We start from the raw sequence: 17,105 nt of genomic DNA on the forward strand, positions 1-17,105 counted from the left end.
TCACCGCAGCGGCTGGCCGCGGATCTGCGCAGCGCCGACAACCGAGATTGCCCGAGCCGCAACGACTTCCTGGGCGCCGCACTCGCCGACGTCGTTGGTGGCCCGGTGGGCCGGCACGCGCTGATCGGCCGCACCCGGCTGATGACCCCGCTGCGGGTGATGTTCCTGATCGCGCTGGTGTTCTTGGCATTGGGTTGGTCGACGAAGGCCGCGTGTCTGCAAAGCACCGGCACCGGCACCGCCGATCAGCGGGTGGCCAACTGGGACAACCAACGCGCCTACTACGAGTTGTGCTACTCCGACACGGTGCCGCTTTACGGCGCAGAGTTGTTGAGCCAGGGCAAGTTTCCGTACAAATCGAGCTGGGTCGAGACCGACTCCACCGGTGCCCAGCAGATCCGTTACGACGGGCAGCCCGCGGTGCGCTACATGGAGTATCCGGTGCTGACCGGGATCTATCAGTACGTGTCGATGGCGCTGGCCAAGACCTACACGGCCCTGAGCAAGCTCGCCCCGCTGCCGGTGGTCGCCGAGGTGGTGATGTTCTTCAACATCGCCGCGTTCGGGCTGGCGCTGGCCTGGCTGGCCACCGTCTGGGCGAGCGCGGGCCTGGCCGGGCGCCGGATCTGGGATGCCGCATTGGTCGCGGGTTCGCCCATTCTGATTTTTCAGATCTTCACCAATTTCGACGCGCTGGCAACGGCATTCGCGATGGCCGGCCTGCTGGCGTGGGCGCGACGAAAGCCGGTGCTGGCGGGCGTGCTGATCGGGTTGGGCGCCGCGGCCAAGCTGTACCCGTTGCTGCTCCTGGGCCCGATGCTGCTGCTGGGAATCCGGACCGGACGGCTGCGCGCGTGGGTCCGCACCGCCGGGTCGACCGCAGCGACTTGGCTGTTGGTGAATCTGCCGGTGCTGGTGTTCTTTCCGCGCGGGTGGTCGGAGTTCTTCCGACTCAACACGCGGCGCGGCGACGACATGGACTCGTTGTACAACGTCATCAAGTCGTTCACCGGGTGGCGGGGGTTCGATCCCAAACTCGGATTCTGGCAGCCGCCGACCGTGCTCAACAGCGTGGTCGCCGTGTTGTTCGTGGCCTGTTGTGCGGCGATCGCATACGTCGTGTTGACCGCCCCGCAACGGCCGCGGGTGGCGCAGCTGGCGTTTTTGGTGGTCGCGGCGTTCCTGCTGACCAACAAGGTGTGGAGCCCGCAGTTCTCGCTGTGGCTGGTGCCGCTGGCGGTGCTCGCCCTGCCGCATCGCCGGCTGCTGTTGGCGTGGATGACCGTCGATGCGCTGGTGTGGGTGCCGCGGATGTATTACCTGTACGGCAACCCCAATCGTTCCCTGCCCGAACAGTTCTTCACAACCACCGTGCTGCTCCGCGATATTGCGGTTATCATGTTGTGCGCGTTCGTGATCCGTCAGATCTACCGGCCCGGTGAGGACTTGGTGCGGTGGGGCGGACGGGTGGACGATCCCGCGGGCGGACCGTTCGACCGCGCACCCGACGACCCGCCCGGTTGGTTGCCCGACTGGCTGCGGCCGCCGGGGTCACGCCGCTCGGCCGTCCCGGCAGCCGAGCACGCCGGCGAGCAGGCCCCAGTGGCGAGCGGGGCGCCATGACCCGCGCCGACGACGACGATCCCGGCGCAGCCGGGGGCGAAGGCTTGGCGCCATGACGCAGGTTGCCATCCCCATCTTCCCGCGATTCACCGCGCTCGACGCGGTGGGTCCATACGAAGTGCTGCAACGCATCCCGTCCATCGACGTCGTGTTCGTCGGGCACCACCGCGGTGAGATGCGGACCGAGAACGGCATGCTCGGTGTCAGCTGCGACGCCACCTTCGACGACGTGGACGCACCCGATGTGGTGGTGTTCCCCGGCGGCATCGGCACCCGACAGCTCATCCACGACGACACCATCCGGGCGTGGCTGCAAGCGGTACACCCCAACACCCGGTTCACCGCTTCGGTGTGCACCGGTGCCCTGCTGCTGGCTGCGGCCGGGCTGCTGGACGGGCTCACGGCCACGACGCATTGGCGGGCCGCGGACCTCCTCAACGGCTTGGGCGCCCGCTACGTGCCGCAGCGAGTCGTCGAACACCTGCCACAGCGGATCATCACCGCCGCGGGGGTCTCCTCCGGCATCGACATGGCGCTACGTCTGGTGGAACTGCTCGTCGATCGCGAGGCCGCACAGGCCGCTCAGCTGCTGATCGAATACGACCCGCAGCCGCCGTTCGACTCGGGCGCGCTCGCCAAGGCCGACCCGGCGACAGTGGCCAGGGCCGGCGAATACTTGGCCGCCCGGCGATAGCGGGTTGCCCGACCGGCCGGATTTTTCTGGTCAGCCCCCTTTCCGGTAGCCTGATGCGGTTGCCGACGCAGGCGACCCTCCTGCCACGGATCGTCCGTGGCCGCTTGAGACCAGAGGAGGTGGTGAGGTTTCCATGCGTCCATACGAAATCATGGTCATTCTCGACCCCACGCTCGACGAGCGCACCGTTGCCCCGTCCTTGGAGACGTTCCTCAACGTCGTCCGCAAGGATGGTGGATCCGTCGACAAGGTGGACATCTGGGGCCGCCGCCGGCTGGCCTACGAGATCGCCAAGCACGCCGAAGGCATCTACGTCGTCGTCGACCTGAAGGCCGAGCCGGCGACGGTATCCGAGCTCGACCGCCAGCTGAGCCTCAACGAGTCGGTACTGCGCACCAAGGTGATGCGCACCGACAAGCACTAACAGCAGTGGTCGCGTCGTGGGCCCACCGTCGGTGGACTTGCGTAGGCTCAGCGAGGACCACCGTCGCAGAAGCGAGCAGCGGGGCGGAACGAGGAGGAAGTTGTGGCTGGTGACACCACTATCACCGTTGTCGGAAACCTGACCGCCGACCCCGAACTGCGGTTCACGCCGTCGGGTGCCGCCGTCGCGAACTTCACCGTGGCGTCGACCCCCCGGATCTATGACCGCCAGAGCGGGGAATGGAAAGACGGTGAGGCGCTGTTCCTGCGATGCAACATCTGGCGGGAAGCCGCCGAGAATGTCGCGGAAAGCCTGACGCGTGGTGCCCGGGTGATCGTCACGGGCCGGCTCAAGCAACGCTCGTTCGAAACCCGTGAAGGTGAGAAGCGCACCGTCGTCGAGGTCGAGGTCGATGAGATTGGCCCCTCGCTGCGGTACGCCACGGCCAAGGTCAACAAGGCCAGCCGCAGCGGCGGTGGCGGTGGCGGCGGCGGCTTCGGCGGTGGTGGCGGCGGCGGCGGATCACGCCAGCAGTCGGCGCCGGCGAGCAGCGCTCCCGCCGACGACCCGTGGGGCAGCGCGCCCGCATCGGGCTCCTTCGGTGGCGGAGACGACGAACCGCCCTTCTGATTCGAGAAAACTTCAGTAATAGAGAACGGAAAGAAAAACAGACATGGCCAAGTCCAACAAGCGGCGGCCGGCTCCGGAAAAGCCGGTCAAGGCACGCAAATGTGTCTTCTGCGCCAAGAAGGATCAAGCGATCGATTACAAGGACACCGCGCTGCTGCGTACCTACATCAGCGAGCGCGGCAAGATCCGTGCGCGTCGCGTCACCGGCAACTGTGTGCAGCACCAGCGTGACATCGCCATCGCGGTGAAGAATGCCCGCGAGGTGGCGCTGCTGCCCTTCACCTCCTCGGCGCGATAGCCGCCGAGGGCCTACCGAAAGTACGAAACGATGAAGCTGATTCTGACGGCTGACGTCGACCATCTTGGTGCCGTCGGCGACACGGTCGAGGTCAAGGACGGTTACGGCCGCAACTTTCTGCTCCCGCGCGGCCTGGCCATCGTGGCCTCGCGCGGCGCGCAGAAGCAGGCCGACGATATCCGCCGCGCCCGCGAAACCAAGGCGGTGCGCGACCTCGGGCACGCCAACGAGCTCAAGACGGCGATCGAGGCGCTCGGCCCGGTCTCGCTGCCGGTGAAGACCGCGGCCGATTCCGGCAAGCTGTTCGGCTCGGTGACCGCCAGCGATGTCGTCGCCGCGATCAAGAAGGCGGGCGGCCCCAACCTGGACAAGCGGATCGTGCGGCTGCCCAAGTCGCACATCAAGGCCGTCGGGACCCACCCGGTGGCGGTGCACCTGCACCCCGAGGTCGACGTGGAAGTCGCGCTCGAGGTCGTGGCACAGAGCTAAGCACCCGACGTTTGCTCGTCGCGGCGGTGGCCATGATCGGCCGACGCCGGGCTTCGTTGTGCAGCGGGCACCCGCGCGCCCATTGGTAGCCAGCGTCGCGGACGTGCTCCCTGGCGAACTATTTCTGGGGTGTATCCGGGCAGCGCGCTTTACCGGCCCGTAACGCTGGGAAAATATGGCGGAAAGCCAACACGCCCGGGGCAGTAACCTGCGACGACACGCCGTAGAGATTCTTGTCCACACGAATTCAATGGCGTTGTATGGCCGGTATCTGCACCGATGTCCCAGCCCTTTGCATTAATCCACAGGTTCTCCACACCCCGCTCAACACAGGTGTCGACGGATATGCACACACGATGCACAGCTTCATAAACAGCACCCCCTTTGCGTCCTAGCCAGCAACGTTTAACGTCGTCCCGGCGCCGGCGTGCGGGTGCCATGAGGCGCAGGTTGTCAGCGCCTTGACTTACGCTCAGATCGATTATCGAATGTATGTTCGGGTGCGTGGATCGGGGGAGGAGGGAATCCGTGGCAGTCGTCGATGACTTGGCGTCGAGCATGGATTCTTCGCCGCCTAGTGAAGATTTCGGGCGCCAGCCACCGCAGGACCTGGCGGCCGAGCAGGCGGTGCTGGGCGGCATGCTGCTGAGCAAGGACGCCATCGCCGACGTGCTCGAACGGCTGCGGCCCGGCGACTTCTACCGCCCCGCCCACCAGAACGTCTACGACGCGATCTTGGACCTCTACGGCCGTGGCGAGCCGGCCGACGCGGTGACCGTCGCCGCGGAGCTGGACCGCCGCAACCTGCTGCGCCGGATCGGCGGGGCGCCGTATCTGCACACGCTCATCTCGACGGTGCCGACAGCGGCCAACGCGAGTTACTACGCGACCATCGTGGCCGAGAAGGCGCTCCTGCGGCGGCTCGTGGAGGCGGGCACCCGGGTGGTGCAGTACGGCTACGCGGGCGCCGACGGCGCCGACGTGGCCGAGGTGGTCGACCGCGCGCAGGCGGAGATCTATGAGGTCGCCGAGCGGCGGACGTCGGAGGATTTCGTTCCGCTCGAGGATCTGCTGCAGCCGACGATGGACGAGATCGACGCCATCGCCTCCAACGGTGGCGTCGCGCGCGGCGTGCCGACCGGCTTCACCGAGCTCGACGAGGTGACCAACGGCCTGCATGCCGGGCAGATGATCATCGTGGCGGCTCGACCTGGAGTGGGCAAAAGCACCCTCGGACTAGATTTTTTGCGGTCGTGCTCGATCAAGCACCGCATGGCCAGCGTGATCTTCTCGCTGGAGATGAGCAAGTCCGAAATCGTCATGCGGCTGCTGTCAGCCGAAGCGAAGATCAAGCTCGCCGACATGCGGTCGGGCCGCATGAGCGACGAAGACTGGACGCGGTTGGCGCGGCGGATGAGCGAAATCAGCGAGGCGCCACTGTATATCGACGACTCGCCGAACCTGACGATGATGGAGATCCGGGCCAAGGCGCGCCGGCTGCGGCAGAAATCCGACCTGCGTCTGGTCGTGGTCGATTATCTGCAGCTGATGTCGTCCGGCAAGAAGGTCGAGTCGCGGCAGCTCGAGGTGTCCGAATTCTCGCGTCATCTCAAGCTTTTGGCCAAGGAGCTTGAGGTGCCGGTCGTCGCGATCAGCCAGCTCAACCGCGGTCCCGAACAGCGCACCGACAAGAAGCCGATGTTGTCGGACCTCCGTGAGTCGGGATCGCTGGAGCAGGATGCGGACATGGTGATCCTGCTGAACCGGCCCGACGCATTCGAGCGCGACGACCCGCGCGGGGGAGAGGCGGATTTCATTCTCGCCAAGCACCGCAACGGCCCCACCAAGACGGTGACCGTCGCGCACCAGCTGCATCTGTCGCGGTTCACCAACATGGCGCGGTGATCCGGTAATTTTTGTAGGTTGCCAGCTCACGTTCGGCTGTACCTGTTCAGCTCGTTGTGAGATGGGCGCGCTATGAAACCCGCAGCAATCTTCCTCCGTTGCGGTCTTCGGCGGAGGGGGCGAGGTTTCCTCGGCCCAACGCTAATTCGCCCCCTGTAGTGGTGGGGTCAGCGCTTCCGCGATGTCGCGTCCCAGCTGGGGTCGCGACCGAGGTAGCGCAGGATCTTGTCCATGCTGGACTGGCTGGGGCCATCGGTGGCGTGCGCGAAGGGTGCGCCGGGGACGTCTCGTGCCTCGCCCTCGGGGGCGAGGAGAGCCAGAGGCAGCGCAGCGTCAACCACCTCGTCGGCAAGGGTGAATGGCATCCCTAGCGCTTTCGCGACGTCCCAGCCGTGGACGACGTAGTCGACGAAGTGAAACCCGATGGCCACCGCGCCGGGGAACTTCGCGTCCGGCCCGAACTCGGGAAGGGTGAACGACGCGTCGAGTACCGCGTCGTCGGCGAACGCTGCGAGCACGTCCTTCGCTGCGTCGGCGTAGGCCGCACCAGGGTCGGCGGCGACCGCATCCCTCACAGATGACGCGTCCCATACCTTGGGCTCCCTGCCGAATCCCCGTGCGGCTGAGGCGAATCCGCGGTGTTGAATGGTCATGTGGGCGAGCAGGTCGATCAACTGCCAGTGAGCACACGGGGTGGCCGCGTTGAGATCATCGTGCTGCACGGAGCCGACGATGCTGGTGGAGGTCATCACGGCGATGCGGTGCAGAGGGCGAATGTCCGGAAGGTCCATAGGCATCAACACATCATAAGCGCATGTATATGATCTGACAACGCTTAGAGTTGGCTGATGGCACCCAAACCACGGCGTGATGACTTGGCGGCGATGCTGCATCCACTGCTCAGGGACCTCGTCGCAGCGGAGATGCCGATCCTCGCCGCGCACCACGTGAGCATGTGGGGGTACGTCGTTCTGGATGCGCTAGATCGGTCGCCTGTGCGCACACAAGCAGCACTCGCTGAGTCCATCGGCGCAGACAAGACGCGGATCATCCCGACGCTCGACGAGCTGCAAGAGCGCAGCTACATCGAGCGCAGGCCTGACCCAGATGACCGCCGGGTCCGCCTGCTCGAAATCACGCCGGCCGGCCGTGAGGTCAAGAACGCGGTGCAAGCCGAAATTCAACACAGCGAAGAACACTGGCTAGGCGAGCTGACGACGGAGGAGCGCAGGGTGTTTCTGCGAGCACTTGAAAAGCTCAGCAAATTGAGAACCCAATGACTCCAATGGAATCATCCAAGGTCTGGGCCACCGCCGCGTGAGCGAGGCGTGAGACCTACAAGCTCACACGGACGTCAGCGGAAACGGATGTTCAACGTCGCCAGGCCAAATATCTTGCGGCCGGCCGACTTTGCGCCGACGATCACGACTCCGCTGCGCGTTTCCGGGTCCAGTGACTTGATCCGGCCGCTGTACTCGATATCGGCACCCTCGGTGGCCGAGACGATCACGGGCTGGGACAGCCGCACCGCGTAACGGGTCACCGCACCGGGATCGCCTGACCATGCCGAGCCGAATCCGGCACCCAACGCCATGGTGAGCATTCCGTGGGCGATCACGTCGGGCTGGCCCGCCAGTTTGGCGAGGTTCTCGTCCCAATGAAGCGGGTTGGCGTCGCAGGCCACCCCGGAGTAGTTCACCAAGTCGCCGCGGGATAGTCGTGCATGGTGGACCGGTAACTCGTCGCCGACCTGCACGTCGTCGAAGGATGGTGTTCCCGGGGTGCGGGTGGTACCTGCGTGGGCGATCCGGACCTCGTCCGCCGGGCGCACCGTCTTCTGGTAGTCGCCCTCGGAGTAGTCGATTCCGGCGAGGTTCACATCGTGCATCATCACCTTTTCCGCGACGCTTCTGATCGCCGGATCGACATCCTCTGCGGTGACGCCCACGACGGTGGTGTGCAGGGTGTGCACCCGCTCGCCGGCCGTATCGGTGAACGTGTTGGTCACGGTGATCAAGTCTCTGCCGGCGATCCTGCGCACCGATGACAGTTCGACGTCAACGTGCAGTTCGTCTCCGGCCACGATCGGTCGGTGCTGCTCGAAGACTTCTTCGGTCTGCAGGTACATCTCGTAACCGATGACCACCGATTCGAACAAGTGCCGATTGGCGGCCATGGCCGGGGCCGACGTGAACGTCAGCGGCGCCACCAGGTCCGGATATCCCAGTTCAGCGGCGGCGTCGAGTTTCCAGTGCGCAGGGTGGTAGTCCTGCACGGCGCGGGCGAACTCGCGTAGTTTCTCGCGGCCGACCTGGTAAGTGTCGTCGATCCGGTAGTAGTGGCCGACCCGCGCTTCGAGTGCCGACGCTTCTGCTGCTGCTGTCATGGATTGCTCAACTTTTCTGTCGGCCTGTTCACGGAAGCCGACCTACGCACACTAACCCGGCGACATCAGGCCACCGAAGGCCGCAACGCGGATGACAACATCGCCCGAGTGAGTTACCGCTGGCCGACCTAGCCGAAGGCATCGACACTCGACGTCGCTCGGCCACCCCGCCGGTGACCTGACGTCAGCGTTGAACACTGCGGTTTCGGTGGCTCCTACCCCGAGGGCGTTGCGCGAATTTCGTAGAGCGTTTTGTGCCGGAATGCCCGATGGTCCGCAACTCTTGCTAGCTCACTAGCCCTCGCCACGCGAGGAACAACACCAGCAGCAGAATCACCACCCAGTTGCTAACCGCATGCGCAGCGGCGGAGCTGGCGACCGCACGTCGTCTCACCTGATCAACACGGTCATGACTAGCTGATATTTGCTCACCTAGGTTGTCAGCCCATTCGTTACGTCGGCGCTCATTTTCCGTCCGCACCTGTTCACGTTCTCTATGAAATTCCGCCCAGGCGTCGGGGTTCTCATCCATATTGTCGGGCGTCGCAGGGGACGGCAGACGCTCGTATTGAGGCATTTGTCGCGCCGCCTCCATCTCGGGGCTGAGGGTCGCAATGGCGCGCAGGTACACCATCAGGAAGTACAGCCCGCTAAAAGTCAGCGCTAAGCAAGCCGCGATCGGTATCCCCGCCCACAAATGAGTCAGCCCGAACACGACTTGCCTCGTCACTTTTCGGCGGACACCTTGTTGTTCAGCGCGACAGCGAAATGCGACCTCTTCGGCATGGGCCACCCACGGAACCAGAGCGGCCAAGACGATTGGCACCGCGACTCCGACCACTGCCCAGATCCACCCGCTCTGCCCTGTCTGTGCGAGACCGACGTTGCCGCTGTTGCCCAGCATCCGCCACCAACCCCAACTGAGCAGCGGAAACACGTCCACGAGCGCGAAGTAGACAGCAATCACCACGGTGAGCTGGCCAACCGCCGCCGGAATCATCCACCAGCGCATGGCCAGAACTGTTTGGCGATACTCCTGACGCAGCCGTTCGTGACGAACCACGTTGTGAAGCGACCGCAACATATTTCCGGCAATAAAAGCGACAACGACGGCCGTCAAGACGGTCGCCGGTGTTCCGTGCAGCATCGTCACTCAGCCATTTTGACAAGCGGGACCGATTCCTGCGGATCGTTCTACGGGTGGCTACGGCTGAGCCATCAGCGGTTGTTTCAAGCCCGAACCGCCTCTGGAGGAACCTGGCTGGACGTACACTCTCCAGTTATGAACAAGGTTACGAGAGTCTTGTTTGCGCTGGTGCTCGCCTCGGCCGTCTCAACCACGGCGGTGAGCTGTGTGCCTCCCTACTGCCCCATGACGGGCGGCCCGGCCGTCATCTGCTAGTCACCAGCGGCTGGTGATGGGGCGAGACCCTCGCCCCACGATGTGCCGACCGTTAATCGTATTTTGGCGAATCCAGTTCAGCAGATTGAGGTCTGGGGCCTCAAGCGCGAATCATATTGGCAGCACCGCGGATTCAGAACGCCATGTCATAGCAGACCCAGAGCAAGGGGCCGGCCAGGAGCAAAGCCAGCAGGGTCACGCCACCGATGAGCCGCCACGCGATGGTCGAGCGAAAAATGACCGCCGTAATCGCCGAAGCGGTCGACAGGACAATCAACACAGCCGCGATGACGACCTCGGTGCGCGCCGACTGCACCGCCGATTCGGACAACGGTGGAAAGAACCCGGCTTCCAATTTGAACGCCAAAGTGCGGTTGCTCGAGACCGTCAGCAGCAGCAGAAGGGCGAGCATCATCGTCGCCAAACCGATCAGCGACAGGCTTGCCCCAAAGATATTGCGGTTTGCCGGATCTATCGGGCCGGTGTAGTGGGGCATCTTGTCCACATTTCGAATCGTAGGGCGTGACCCGCAGCGAAAGGAACGATGCGCGATCGGCCGAAGTTGGCCAACTGATCACCTAGTCGATACCTGGTCATGTCACCGTGCTCAGGTGCGTGCGGAACCCTCGGCCAGCCACTCACGCCTGGCTGGCCGGTTCCATAACTGGTGCGAGGCGGTTGTCGGCCGGCTTCCATTCGGCCTGAAGGCGGTCGTCGCGCCGACGTTCGTGGGCTTCTGTGTGATCAACGGTTTCACCTTCGGCCTCGACTTGACGATCCTGACGGGCTTGCGCAGCGGGCTCGCCCTTCCGGTGCCCATCGCCGTGACGATCGCCTACGGATGCGCCCTCACACTTAGCTACGTCCTCAATCGCATAGTCAACTTTCGGTCCCATGCCGCGGTCGGGCCTCAGGTGCTGACCTACGCCGTGGTGGTCGCCGTCAACTATCTGGCCTTCATCCTCGGGGTGACCACGGCGCTCGCGGCCATCGGCGTGCACTATCAGCTGTCGCGCCTGGCGGCGGGCGGCTGTGAAGCGGTGTACATGTACAGCGCGATGAGGTGGGTCGTCTTCCGGCGCTGAGCGGCACAGCGGCCCGGCACTTGGTGGCCGAGGTGTAGCCCGCCCGTGACCTCCCCGCGACGGCGACGAAGGACGCTCGACACGTGACGGTAATCGCGGTCATCTTCGCGCTCGCGACGGCAACCTGCCTCGGCTACTACGCGGGACGGCGCGCGGCCTCGACGCCGCCGAGCTGGAGGAAGCGAACCAGCCGCATCGCACTGAGCAGGCAGGCCATCGGCCTGCTCGCGATGATCACCGTGCGCCGCATCCGGCAACGCATGCGGGCCGAGCGCATCGTCTCCGACATCGCCGCCAGATACGGCATGAGAATAGTTGCGCCACCGCATCTTCGGCGCGGCAGCTTGGTGCGGTTGCGGTCCTGGTAGAGCCCACCAAGTAGTCTGCCGAATCGACTGTCACCGAGAAGGACGGGAACGGGCATGGCTGCACTACAAGACAAAGTGGCGTTGGTGACCGGGGCGTCGTCCGGCCTGGGCGCAGAAACCGCAAAGTTGTTCTGCCGGCAGGGCGCAACGGTTTTCGGCATCGGCCGCGATGCCGGACGCCTGGCTGACGTCTTCGCCGATATCGAACGCGGCGGCTTCGCGTCGGTGGACATCGGGTCGGTGCAGGCCTGCCGGGACGCGGTCGAGCAGTGCGTGCGTGATTTTGGTGGCCTCGACGTCCTGGTCAATGTCGCCGGGCGACACCAGATGCGCCGCACGGAGTCGATGACCGACGACGACTGGGAACAGGACCTTGCGGTCAACCTCAACGGACCCTTCTACCTGTGCAGGGCTGCCCTGCCCCAGCTGCTGGAGCGCGGCGGAAACATCGTCAACGTCAGCTCCATCGCCGGCGTCGAGGGCCAGGCCTACTCGGCCGGCTACTGCGCCGCCAAGCATGGCCTGATCGGCCTCACCCGCGCGTTGGCCGTGGAGTACACCGCGGATCGCCTGCGCGTCAACGCGGTATGTCCAGGCGGAATGCTCACGCCGCAGATCGAACAGTTCAGCGCGCCAGACGATCCCAACTACGACCTGATCATGCGCACCGCCTCACCGCGCGGCATGATGCAACCCCTCGATGTCGCCAACGTCATCGCATTCCTCGCCAGCGACGCCGCGGCCGCCATCCACGGCGCGGTCTATCGAGTCGACAACGGCAAAGGCGCCGGGTAACGGTTCGAGCACGTTTGGATCACCCCCCGACACGTCGTGCGGCACCACGCTTGTCGTCGTTGACAATTCGAGGCATGAGGCAATCGCGGGAGCCTGACGATGGCGCGTGAGATCTCGCGGCAGATGTTTTTGCGGGGCGCCGTCGGAGCGTTGGCCACCGGCGCGGTCCTCGGCGCACCCCGAGTGGCCGCCGACCCGAGACCCACCGGTTGGGAGGGCCTGTCCACGGCCCTCGGCGGGAAGGTGGTGCTTCCGGACAGCCCCCAATTCGCCGGAGCCAAGCAGGTTTTCAACACAAACTACAACGGGTTGACGCCGGCGGCGGTCGTCACCCCGACATCGGCGGCCGACGTTCAAAAGGCGATGGCCTTCGCGGCAGCCCACAACCTGAAGGTGGCCCCGCGCAGCGGCGGACACTCCTACATCGGGGCGTCGACCGCGAACGGAACCATGGTGCTCGACCTGCGCCAACTGCCCGGGGACGCCAACTACGACGCCGCGACGGGACAGGTCACGGTGACGCCGGCCACGAGTCTGTACACGATGCACCGGACGCTGGCCGCTGCCGGCCGGGGCATCCCAACCGGTACCTGCCCGTCAGTCGGTGCCGCCGGGCATGCGCTCGGTGGCGGCATGGGGGCCCAATCCCGGCATGCCGGCCTGCTCTGTGACCAGCTGACGTCGGCGTCGGTGGTGCTGCCCAGCGGTCAAGCGGTCACCGCGTCTGCCGCCAGCAATCCCGACCTGTTCTGGGCGCTGCGCGGCGGCGGTGGCGGCAACTTCGGCGTGACCACCTCCCTGACCTTCGCCACGTTTCCCACCAAAGACGTCGACGTCGTCAACCTCAACTTCCCGCCGCAGTCCTTCGCGCAGGTCCTCGTCGGTTGGCAGAACTGGTTGCGCACCGCCGACCAGAACAGTTGGGCGTTGGCGGACGCCACCGTCGACGCGATGGGTGTGCACTGCCGGATCCTGGCGACCTGCCCGGCCGGGTCGGGCAACAGCGCCGCGGCCGCGATCACACAGGCGGTGGGGCTGCAGCCGTCGGGCACCGAGAACCACACCTTCAACTATTTGGACCTGGTGAACTATCTGGCCGTCGGCAATCTCAACCCGTCACCGCTCGGCTACGTCGGCGGATCCGACGTCTTCACCACCGTCAACGCGGGCGTGGCACAGGGGATCGCGGCGGCGGTCAATGCCTTTCCCCGCGGCGCCGGGCGCATGCTGGCCATCATGCACGCGCTGGACGGTGCCCTCGCCACGGTGGCACCCGGAGCCACCGCCTTTCCGTGGCGGCGCCAGTCGGCGCTGGTGCAGTGGTATGTGGAAACGGGTGATCCGGCGGCCGCGACCAACTGGCTCAACACGGCACATCAAGCCGTACAACAGTATTCGGTCGGCGGCTACGTCAACTACATCGAGGCCAACCAGTCGCCCTCGCGCTATTTCGGCCCGAACCTATCGCGGCTGAGCGCCGTGCGGCAGAAATACGATCCCGGCCGGGTCATGTTCTCGGGGCTCAACTACTAGGGGCCGAACGCCGTCCCGCGCCCGCGTCCATGGGCAGTCGACACTCGATGGTTAGACCGGCTTGGCACGGGGTACTTCCTGTGTGTCTTTGGCGAGTGAAGGGTTGACGAATGGCAATCGAGCACGGTCGTGCACGGTGCCCGCGCTGCGCGGCGTGGGCGCAGTACCGGTTTCTCGAACGCGATGCCCACAAGCTCGAGTATCAGGTCGATTGTGATGCGTGCGGAAACCTGTACTCCGAGGTGACCGTCGCGTCGACCGTCACCACGTCGGCGGCATAAGCGGCCCGCCCCGCCCACCCAACGGCGACTCGCTGCACGGCCAGCCCGCGGCCTGACCTGCCACGTTACGAATCTCGGGCCTGGTGTAAAGTCTGGACAGCGAGCCAAGACGCCCCACTCTGGAGCAGCGCCTGGCGCGCGCAACGCCGTGCGAAACGCGTTGAAAGGGGCGGCGTGAACGAAGTATTAGCGCGAGCCGGCATCTTCCAGGGGATCGCTCCCGATGCGGTCGAGGCGTTGGCTCGCCACCTGGAGCACGTGTCGTTTCCGCGCAGGCGCACCGTCTTCGTCGAGGGCGAGCTGGGCGATGACCTGTACGTCATCCTGTCGGGCGCGGTGAAGATCCGCCATCAGACCACAGACGGTCGCGAAACCGTCTTCGCGGTGCTGGGTCCCGGGGACGTGTTCGGTGAGCTGGCGCTCTTCGATCCCGGCCCGCGGACCTCCACGGTGATCACCCTGACCGAGGTGGAAGCGGTCAGGATGGACCGTCGCGCGTTGCGGACATGGATTGTCGAACGCCCCGAAATTGCCGAGCAGCTGCTGCGGGTGCTGGCGCGCCGGCTTCGGCATACCAACAACGCCCTGTGCGACCTGATCTTCACCGATGTCCCCGCCCGGGTGGCCAAACAAATCCTAGATTTGGCAATGCGTTTCGGCACCAGCACCGGCGGCTCGGTGCTCGTCGAGCACCACCTCACGCAGAAGGAACTCGCCCAACTCGTGGGTTCGTCGCGCGAAACCGTCAACAAAGCCCTGTCCGACTTCACCCAACGCGGATGGATCCGCCAGCAGGGCAAGGCCCTCATCATCGACCAACCCGCGAAACTGGCCCGCCGCGCCAGGGCTTAACGCCCGGCGTGCGCCAAGGGCACGGGCGCCGGCATCAGGACGATCGTCCACGCGTCCGGGTCGAGGAAGGCTATCGCCCCATTGCGGGCCCACCACGGGTTGTCGAGCACGACCTCCTCGGCTCCCGCGCCGCGGCACCTGGTTGCGACCGCTTGCTGATCGTCAGCCGAGTTGAAGTAGAACACCAGCAGGTTCTCCCGCGTTGGCGCGGTTCCGTCGATACCGTCGCGATGGGCGACGAATTCGAGATTGTATTGATCGCCGGGCAGCCCGAACATGACGACCGCCCATTCGCCGTCATCCGCGGAATGCAACTGAGGCAGCGACAATACGTCCCGGTAGAACGCGACTATCCGCTGCAGCTGGGCCGTGGGACGGGCCAGCCGTACCTGTACTGCGGGCAACGCTGATGGCCACGAACCGACACTAGGCATCTCAGGCATGCGGGCATTCTCTCCAATGCATAAGCGAGTCAATCCCTAAGTGATCGACCAGAATTCAAGCAGGGTCCGCAACGTTGCGACGAGGGGGAGCGGCTGGTCCAGCATCGGGTGGTGGCCGGCCAGGGCCAATTCCACGAAGGGGCCACGCAGTTGAAGCAGGGAGCGGATCTGTTCGGCCATCGCGGGAGGCACCAGCCCGGCCTCACACCGCAAATAGCCCACCCGGCAACGCATCGCGGCCAGCATGGTCTCCAGCGACTCCTCGTCGGCCGGGGTCGGTTCGAGAAATTCACCGCCGTAGATCGCCGGGTCGAATTTCCAGATCCAGCCCTCGTCGGTTTTGCGCACCGACTCGGCCGCTATGTGCTGTCGGATGTAGGGCAGGAGCAATTCCTGCGCGGGCACCGCCGTAAAGCGGGCCAAGATCTCGTCTTTCGTCCGGTATTGGTTGTGCTTGTGCCTGCGCAGCCGCCCCTCCTCCGGGGCGCGCTCCCACAGCGGGGAGTCGATCACCAGCATGCTGTTGATTTGGGGGCTGTACTGCATCGCCGCCGTGGACACGACCCAACCGCCCATGCTGTGGCCGATGATGGTTGGTCGTCCGGCGGGTCCCAAGGCCGCCGCGGCCGCCATCACTTCGCTTGCCCACGTTCGCAAGTCGTAGCTGCCACGGGCTTCGCTGTCACCGTGCCCGGAAAGATCCGGTGCGATCACCCGATGCGTCTGTAGAAAGAACGGCGCGATGTGATCCCACCAGCCCGAGTGCGCTCCGCCACCGTGGACGAGGACCACAGGCGGTTGGTCGGCATCACCCCAGACGCGCACGTGTATGCGGCAACCGTCGAAGTCCACGTCGACGTGCTCTGGCCTGTGATCCAGTGCTGTGGTGAACCAGGATGGTGTGATCGGCATCTGGCGCGAACGGGCAAACAGTTTTCGACCTCCGAGGACTCAAACACCCTGTCGTGAAGCAGTTTCCGCTCGACGCCGCCGGCGGCGGTTCGCCCGGTTGGGAATTGTGGAGTTCACGAATTCGCCTCGGCGAGCCGCACCGTGACGGTTACGCGTCCTCTTTCGTCCTGGTTGGCGACGGCATGTCCGACGCGATCGGCCCCGTCGAGGCGCAAGGTCAGGGGTCCGCCGGAGTTCAGGAAGTTGCGCCACCACGTCTTCGCGTCAGGCATGCCGACGGCGATGACGATCTCGTTCCCAATACGTCGGTAGGACACCGGGATGCTGAAGGTGCGCCCGGAGCGTCTACCCGTATAGGTCAGCATGGTGATATTTCGGTTGAGCAGTCTGCCGAAGCGGCGGGAGTTGGCCAGCGCGGCTATCGGCGCATTGACTACGGGCGCGGCTCGCATCAGCAGGCGGCCAAGTTGTTCGTAACGCACGTGGAAAGTATCGCAGCAAACGTGATGCCGGCCGCAGGGACAAGCGGGTAGCATCCGCGCAGATGCGCTAACAGCTGCCATGCACGACGAAGGGGGCGCCGATGACTGCTCCTGTCGACCCTTTGGTGCCGCCCAGCGGCATGGGCTGCCTCGAGTGCGACGCGACCGGTGGTTGGTGGGTGCACCTGCGTCGTTGTGCGGCTTGCGGGCACATCGGCTGCTGCGACGACTCGTTCTCTCGCCATGCGACCAAGCACTGGCAGCAGACCGGGCATCCGATCATCCGGTCGTTCGAGCCGGGCGAGGATTGGTTCTGGAACTACGAGGCCAACGACTACTACGAGGGTCCCGAGCTCGCACCGCCCGAGTGCCGCCCCGAGGATCAGTCGGTTCCCGGGCCGCGCGGGCGGGTTCCGCACAACTGGTTCGAGCTGCTGCGCCATCGAGACGGATAACGCTTCGCGTGGCAGGTATGCGGGGCCCGGTTTAGACTCTTAATCCCG

22 protein-coding genes are annotated in these 17,105 nt (G+C 65.2%); 15 read left to right on the forward strand and 7 right to left on the reverse strand.

Annotation, left to right across the window (positions count from 1 at the left end; all coding sequences use genetic code 11):
* The 7 genes from DQP58_RS05840 to dnaB form a co-directional block, all read left to right on the forward strand.
* Positions 1-1,623: glycosyltransferase family 87 protein (locus tag DQP58_RS05840; protein WP_112707544.1), on the forward strand; the 1,623-nt coding region annotated here is incomplete at its 5' end.
* A 52-nt stretch (positions 1,624-1,675) separates the two neighbouring features.
* Positions 1,676-2,317, forward strand: a complete 642-nt coding sequence (locus DQP58_RS05845) for a DJ-1/PfpI family protein (protein ID WP_112707545.1) — start codon at positions 1,676-1,678, stop codon at positions 2,315-2,317.
* A 133-nt stretch (positions 2,318-2,450) separates the two neighbouring features.
* Positions 2,451-2,741, forward strand: coding sequence for a 30S ribosomal protein S6 (rpsF, locus tag DQP58_RS05850; protein WP_007771721.1), 291 nt, complete (start codon positions 2,451-2,453; stop codon positions 2,739-2,741).
* A gap of 102 nt (positions 2,742-2,843) precedes the next feature.
* The gene (locus DQP58_RS05855) at positions 2,844-3,371 is read left to right on the forward strand and encodes a single-stranded DNA-binding protein (RefSeq protein ID WP_112632464.1); all 528 of its coding nucleotides are present in this window, start codon (positions 2,844-2,846) and stop codon (positions 3,369-3,371) included.
* Between the two features lie 43 nt (positions 3,372-3,414).
* Complete coding sequence (rpsR, locus tag DQP58_RS05860) at positions 3,415-3,669, forward strand: 30S ribosomal protein S18 (protein ID WP_003874730.1); 255 nt, start codon at positions 3,415-3,417, stop codon at positions 3,667-3,669.
* 30 nt (positions 3,670-3,699) lie between these two features.
* Positions 3,700-4,158, forward strand: a complete 459-nt coding sequence (gene rplI / locus DQP58_RS05865; protein WP_066873329.1) for a 50S ribosomal protein L9 — start codon at positions 3,700-3,702, stop codon at positions 4,156-4,158.
* Between the two features lie 528 nt (positions 4,159-4,686).
* The gene (dnaB, locus tag DQP58_RS05875) at positions 4,687-6,063 is read left to right on the forward strand and encodes a replicative DNA helicase (protein WP_112707546.1); all 1,377 of its coding nucleotides are present in this window, start codon (positions 4,687-4,689) and stop codon (positions 6,061-6,063) included.
* 167 nt (positions 6,064-6,230) lie between these two features.
* On the opposite strand, the gene DQP58_RS05880 is transcribed toward dnaB, so the two are convergent.
* Positions 6,231-6,854 carry a TIGR03086 family metal-binding protein gene (locus DQP58_RS05880; protein ID WP_112707547.1) on the reverse strand — a complete coding sequence of 208 codons (624 nt, stop codon included), beginning with the start codon at positions 6,852-6,854 and terminating at the stop codon, positions 6,231-6,233.
* Positions 6,855-6,911: 57 nt separating this feature from the next.
* Here DQP58_RS05880 and DQP58_RS05885 point away from each other — a divergent pair, with 57 nt between their 5' ends.
* Complete coding sequence (locus tag DQP58_RS05885; RefSeq protein WP_112707548.1) at positions 6,912-7,343, forward strand: MarR family winged helix-turn-helix transcriptional regulator; 432 nt, start codon at positions 6,912-6,914, stop codon at positions 7,341-7,343.
* Positions 7,344-7,417: 74 nt separating this feature from the next.
* Here the strand turns inward: DQP58_RS05885 and DQP58_RS05890 are convergent, their stop codons facing one another.
* From DQP58_RS05890 to DQP58_RS05900, 3 genes are all read right to left on the reverse strand, one after another.
* Positions 7,418-8,449, reverse strand: coding sequence for a fused (3R)-hydroxyacyl-ACP dehydratase subunits HadA/HadB (locus DQP58_RS05890; RefSeq protein WP_112707549.1), 1,032 nt, complete (start codon positions 8,447-8,449; stop codon positions 7,418-7,420).
* 286 nt (positions 8,450-8,735) lie between these two features.
* A complete protein-coding gene (locus DQP58_RS05895) occupies positions 8,736-9,602 on the reverse strand; it encodes a hypothetical protein (protein WP_112707550.1) in 867 nt (288 codons plus the stop codon).
* Positions 9,603-9,984: 382 nt separating this feature from the next.
* Positions 9,985-10,356: a hypothetical protein gene (locus DQP58_RS05900; protein ID WP_112707551.1), complete on the reverse strand. Its 372-nt coding sequence runs from the start codon at positions 10,354-10,356 to the stop codon at positions 9,985-9,987.
* 106 nt (positions 10,357-10,462) lie between these two features.
* Between DQP58_RS05900 and DQP58_RS05905 the strand changes: the two genes are divergently transcribed.
* The 6 genes from DQP58_RS05905 to DQP58_RS05925 all read left to right on the forward strand — a co-directional run bounded on the left by DQP58_RS05905 (position 10,463) and on the right by DQP58_RS05925 (position 14,765).
* Entirely contained in the window at positions 10,463-10,936 is a 474-nt protein-coding gene (locus DQP58_RS05905; RefSeq protein WP_112707552.1) for a GtrA family protein, read from the forward strand.
* An 83-nt stretch (positions 10,937-11,019) separates the two neighbouring features.
* On the forward strand, positions 11,020-11,304 hold the full coding sequence (locus tag DQP58_RS05910) for a hypothetical protein (protein ID WP_112707553.1): 285 nt from the start codon (positions 11,020-11,022) through the stop codon (positions 11,302-11,304).
* A gap of 54 nt (positions 11,305-11,358) precedes the next feature.
* The gene (locus tag DQP58_RS05915; RefSeq protein WP_112707554.1) at positions 11,359-12,099 is read left to right on the forward strand and encodes an SDR family NAD(P)-dependent oxidoreductase; all 741 of its coding nucleotides are present in this window, start codon (positions 11,359-11,361) and stop codon (positions 12,097-12,099) included.
* Positions 12,100-12,198: 99 nt separating this feature from the next.
* The gene (locus DQP58_RS05920) at positions 12,199-13,632 is read left to right on the forward strand and encodes an FAD-dependent oxidoreductase (RefSeq protein ID WP_112707555.1); all 1,434 of its coding nucleotides are present in this window, start codon (positions 12,199-12,201) and stop codon (positions 13,630-13,632) included.
* Positions 13,633-13,742: 110 nt separating this feature from the next.
* Complete coding sequence (locus tag DQP58_RS26740) at positions 13,743-13,913, forward strand: hypothetical protein (RefSeq protein WP_165827802.1); 171 nt, start codon at positions 13,743-13,745, stop codon at positions 13,911-13,913.
* Positions 13,914-14,087: 174 nt separating this feature from the next.
* Positions 14,088-14,765, forward strand: coding sequence for a Crp/Fnr family transcriptional regulator (locus tag DQP58_RS05925; protein ID WP_112707556.1), 678 nt, complete (start codon positions 14,088-14,090; stop codon positions 14,763-14,765).
* On the opposite strand, the gene DQP58_RS05930 is transcribed toward DQP58_RS05925, so the two are convergent.
* From DQP58_RS05930 to DQP58_RS05940, 3 genes are all read right to left on the reverse strand, one after another.
* Entirely contained in the window at positions 14,762-15,208 is a 447-nt protein-coding gene (locus DQP58_RS05930) for a VOC family protein (protein ID WP_112707557.1), read from the reverse strand. The two genes, DQP58_RS05925 and DQP58_RS05930, sit on opposite strands and share 4 nt — an antisense overlap.
* Positions 15,209-15,244: 36 nt before the next feature.
* Positions 15,245-16,120, reverse strand: a complete 876-nt coding sequence (locus tag DQP58_RS05935) for an alpha/beta fold hydrolase (protein WP_165827803.1) — start codon at positions 16,118-16,120, stop codon at positions 15,245-15,247.
* 113 nt (positions 16,121-16,233) lie between these two features.
* Positions 16,234-16,572, reverse strand: coding sequence for a nitroreductase/quinone reductase family protein (locus DQP58_RS05940; protein WP_112707620.1), 339 nt, complete (start codon positions 16,570-16,572; stop codon positions 16,234-16,236).
* 131 nt (positions 16,573-16,703) lie between these two features.
* On the opposite strand from DQP58_RS05940, the gene DQP58_RS05945 reads away from it, so the two are divergent.
* The gene (locus tag DQP58_RS05945; protein WP_112707558.1) at positions 16,704-17,057 is read left to right on the forward strand and encodes a UBP-type zinc finger domain-containing protein; all 354 of its coding nucleotides are present in this window, start codon (positions 16,704-16,706) and stop codon (positions 17,055-17,057) included.
* Positions 17,058-17,105: the final 48 nt, after the last annotated feature.

It is taken from the genome of Mycobacterium colombiense (assembly GCF_003284975.1).
GTDB lineage: Bacteria > Actinomycetota > Actinomycetes > Mycobacteriales > Mycobacteriaceae > Mycobacterium > Mycobacterium europaeum_A.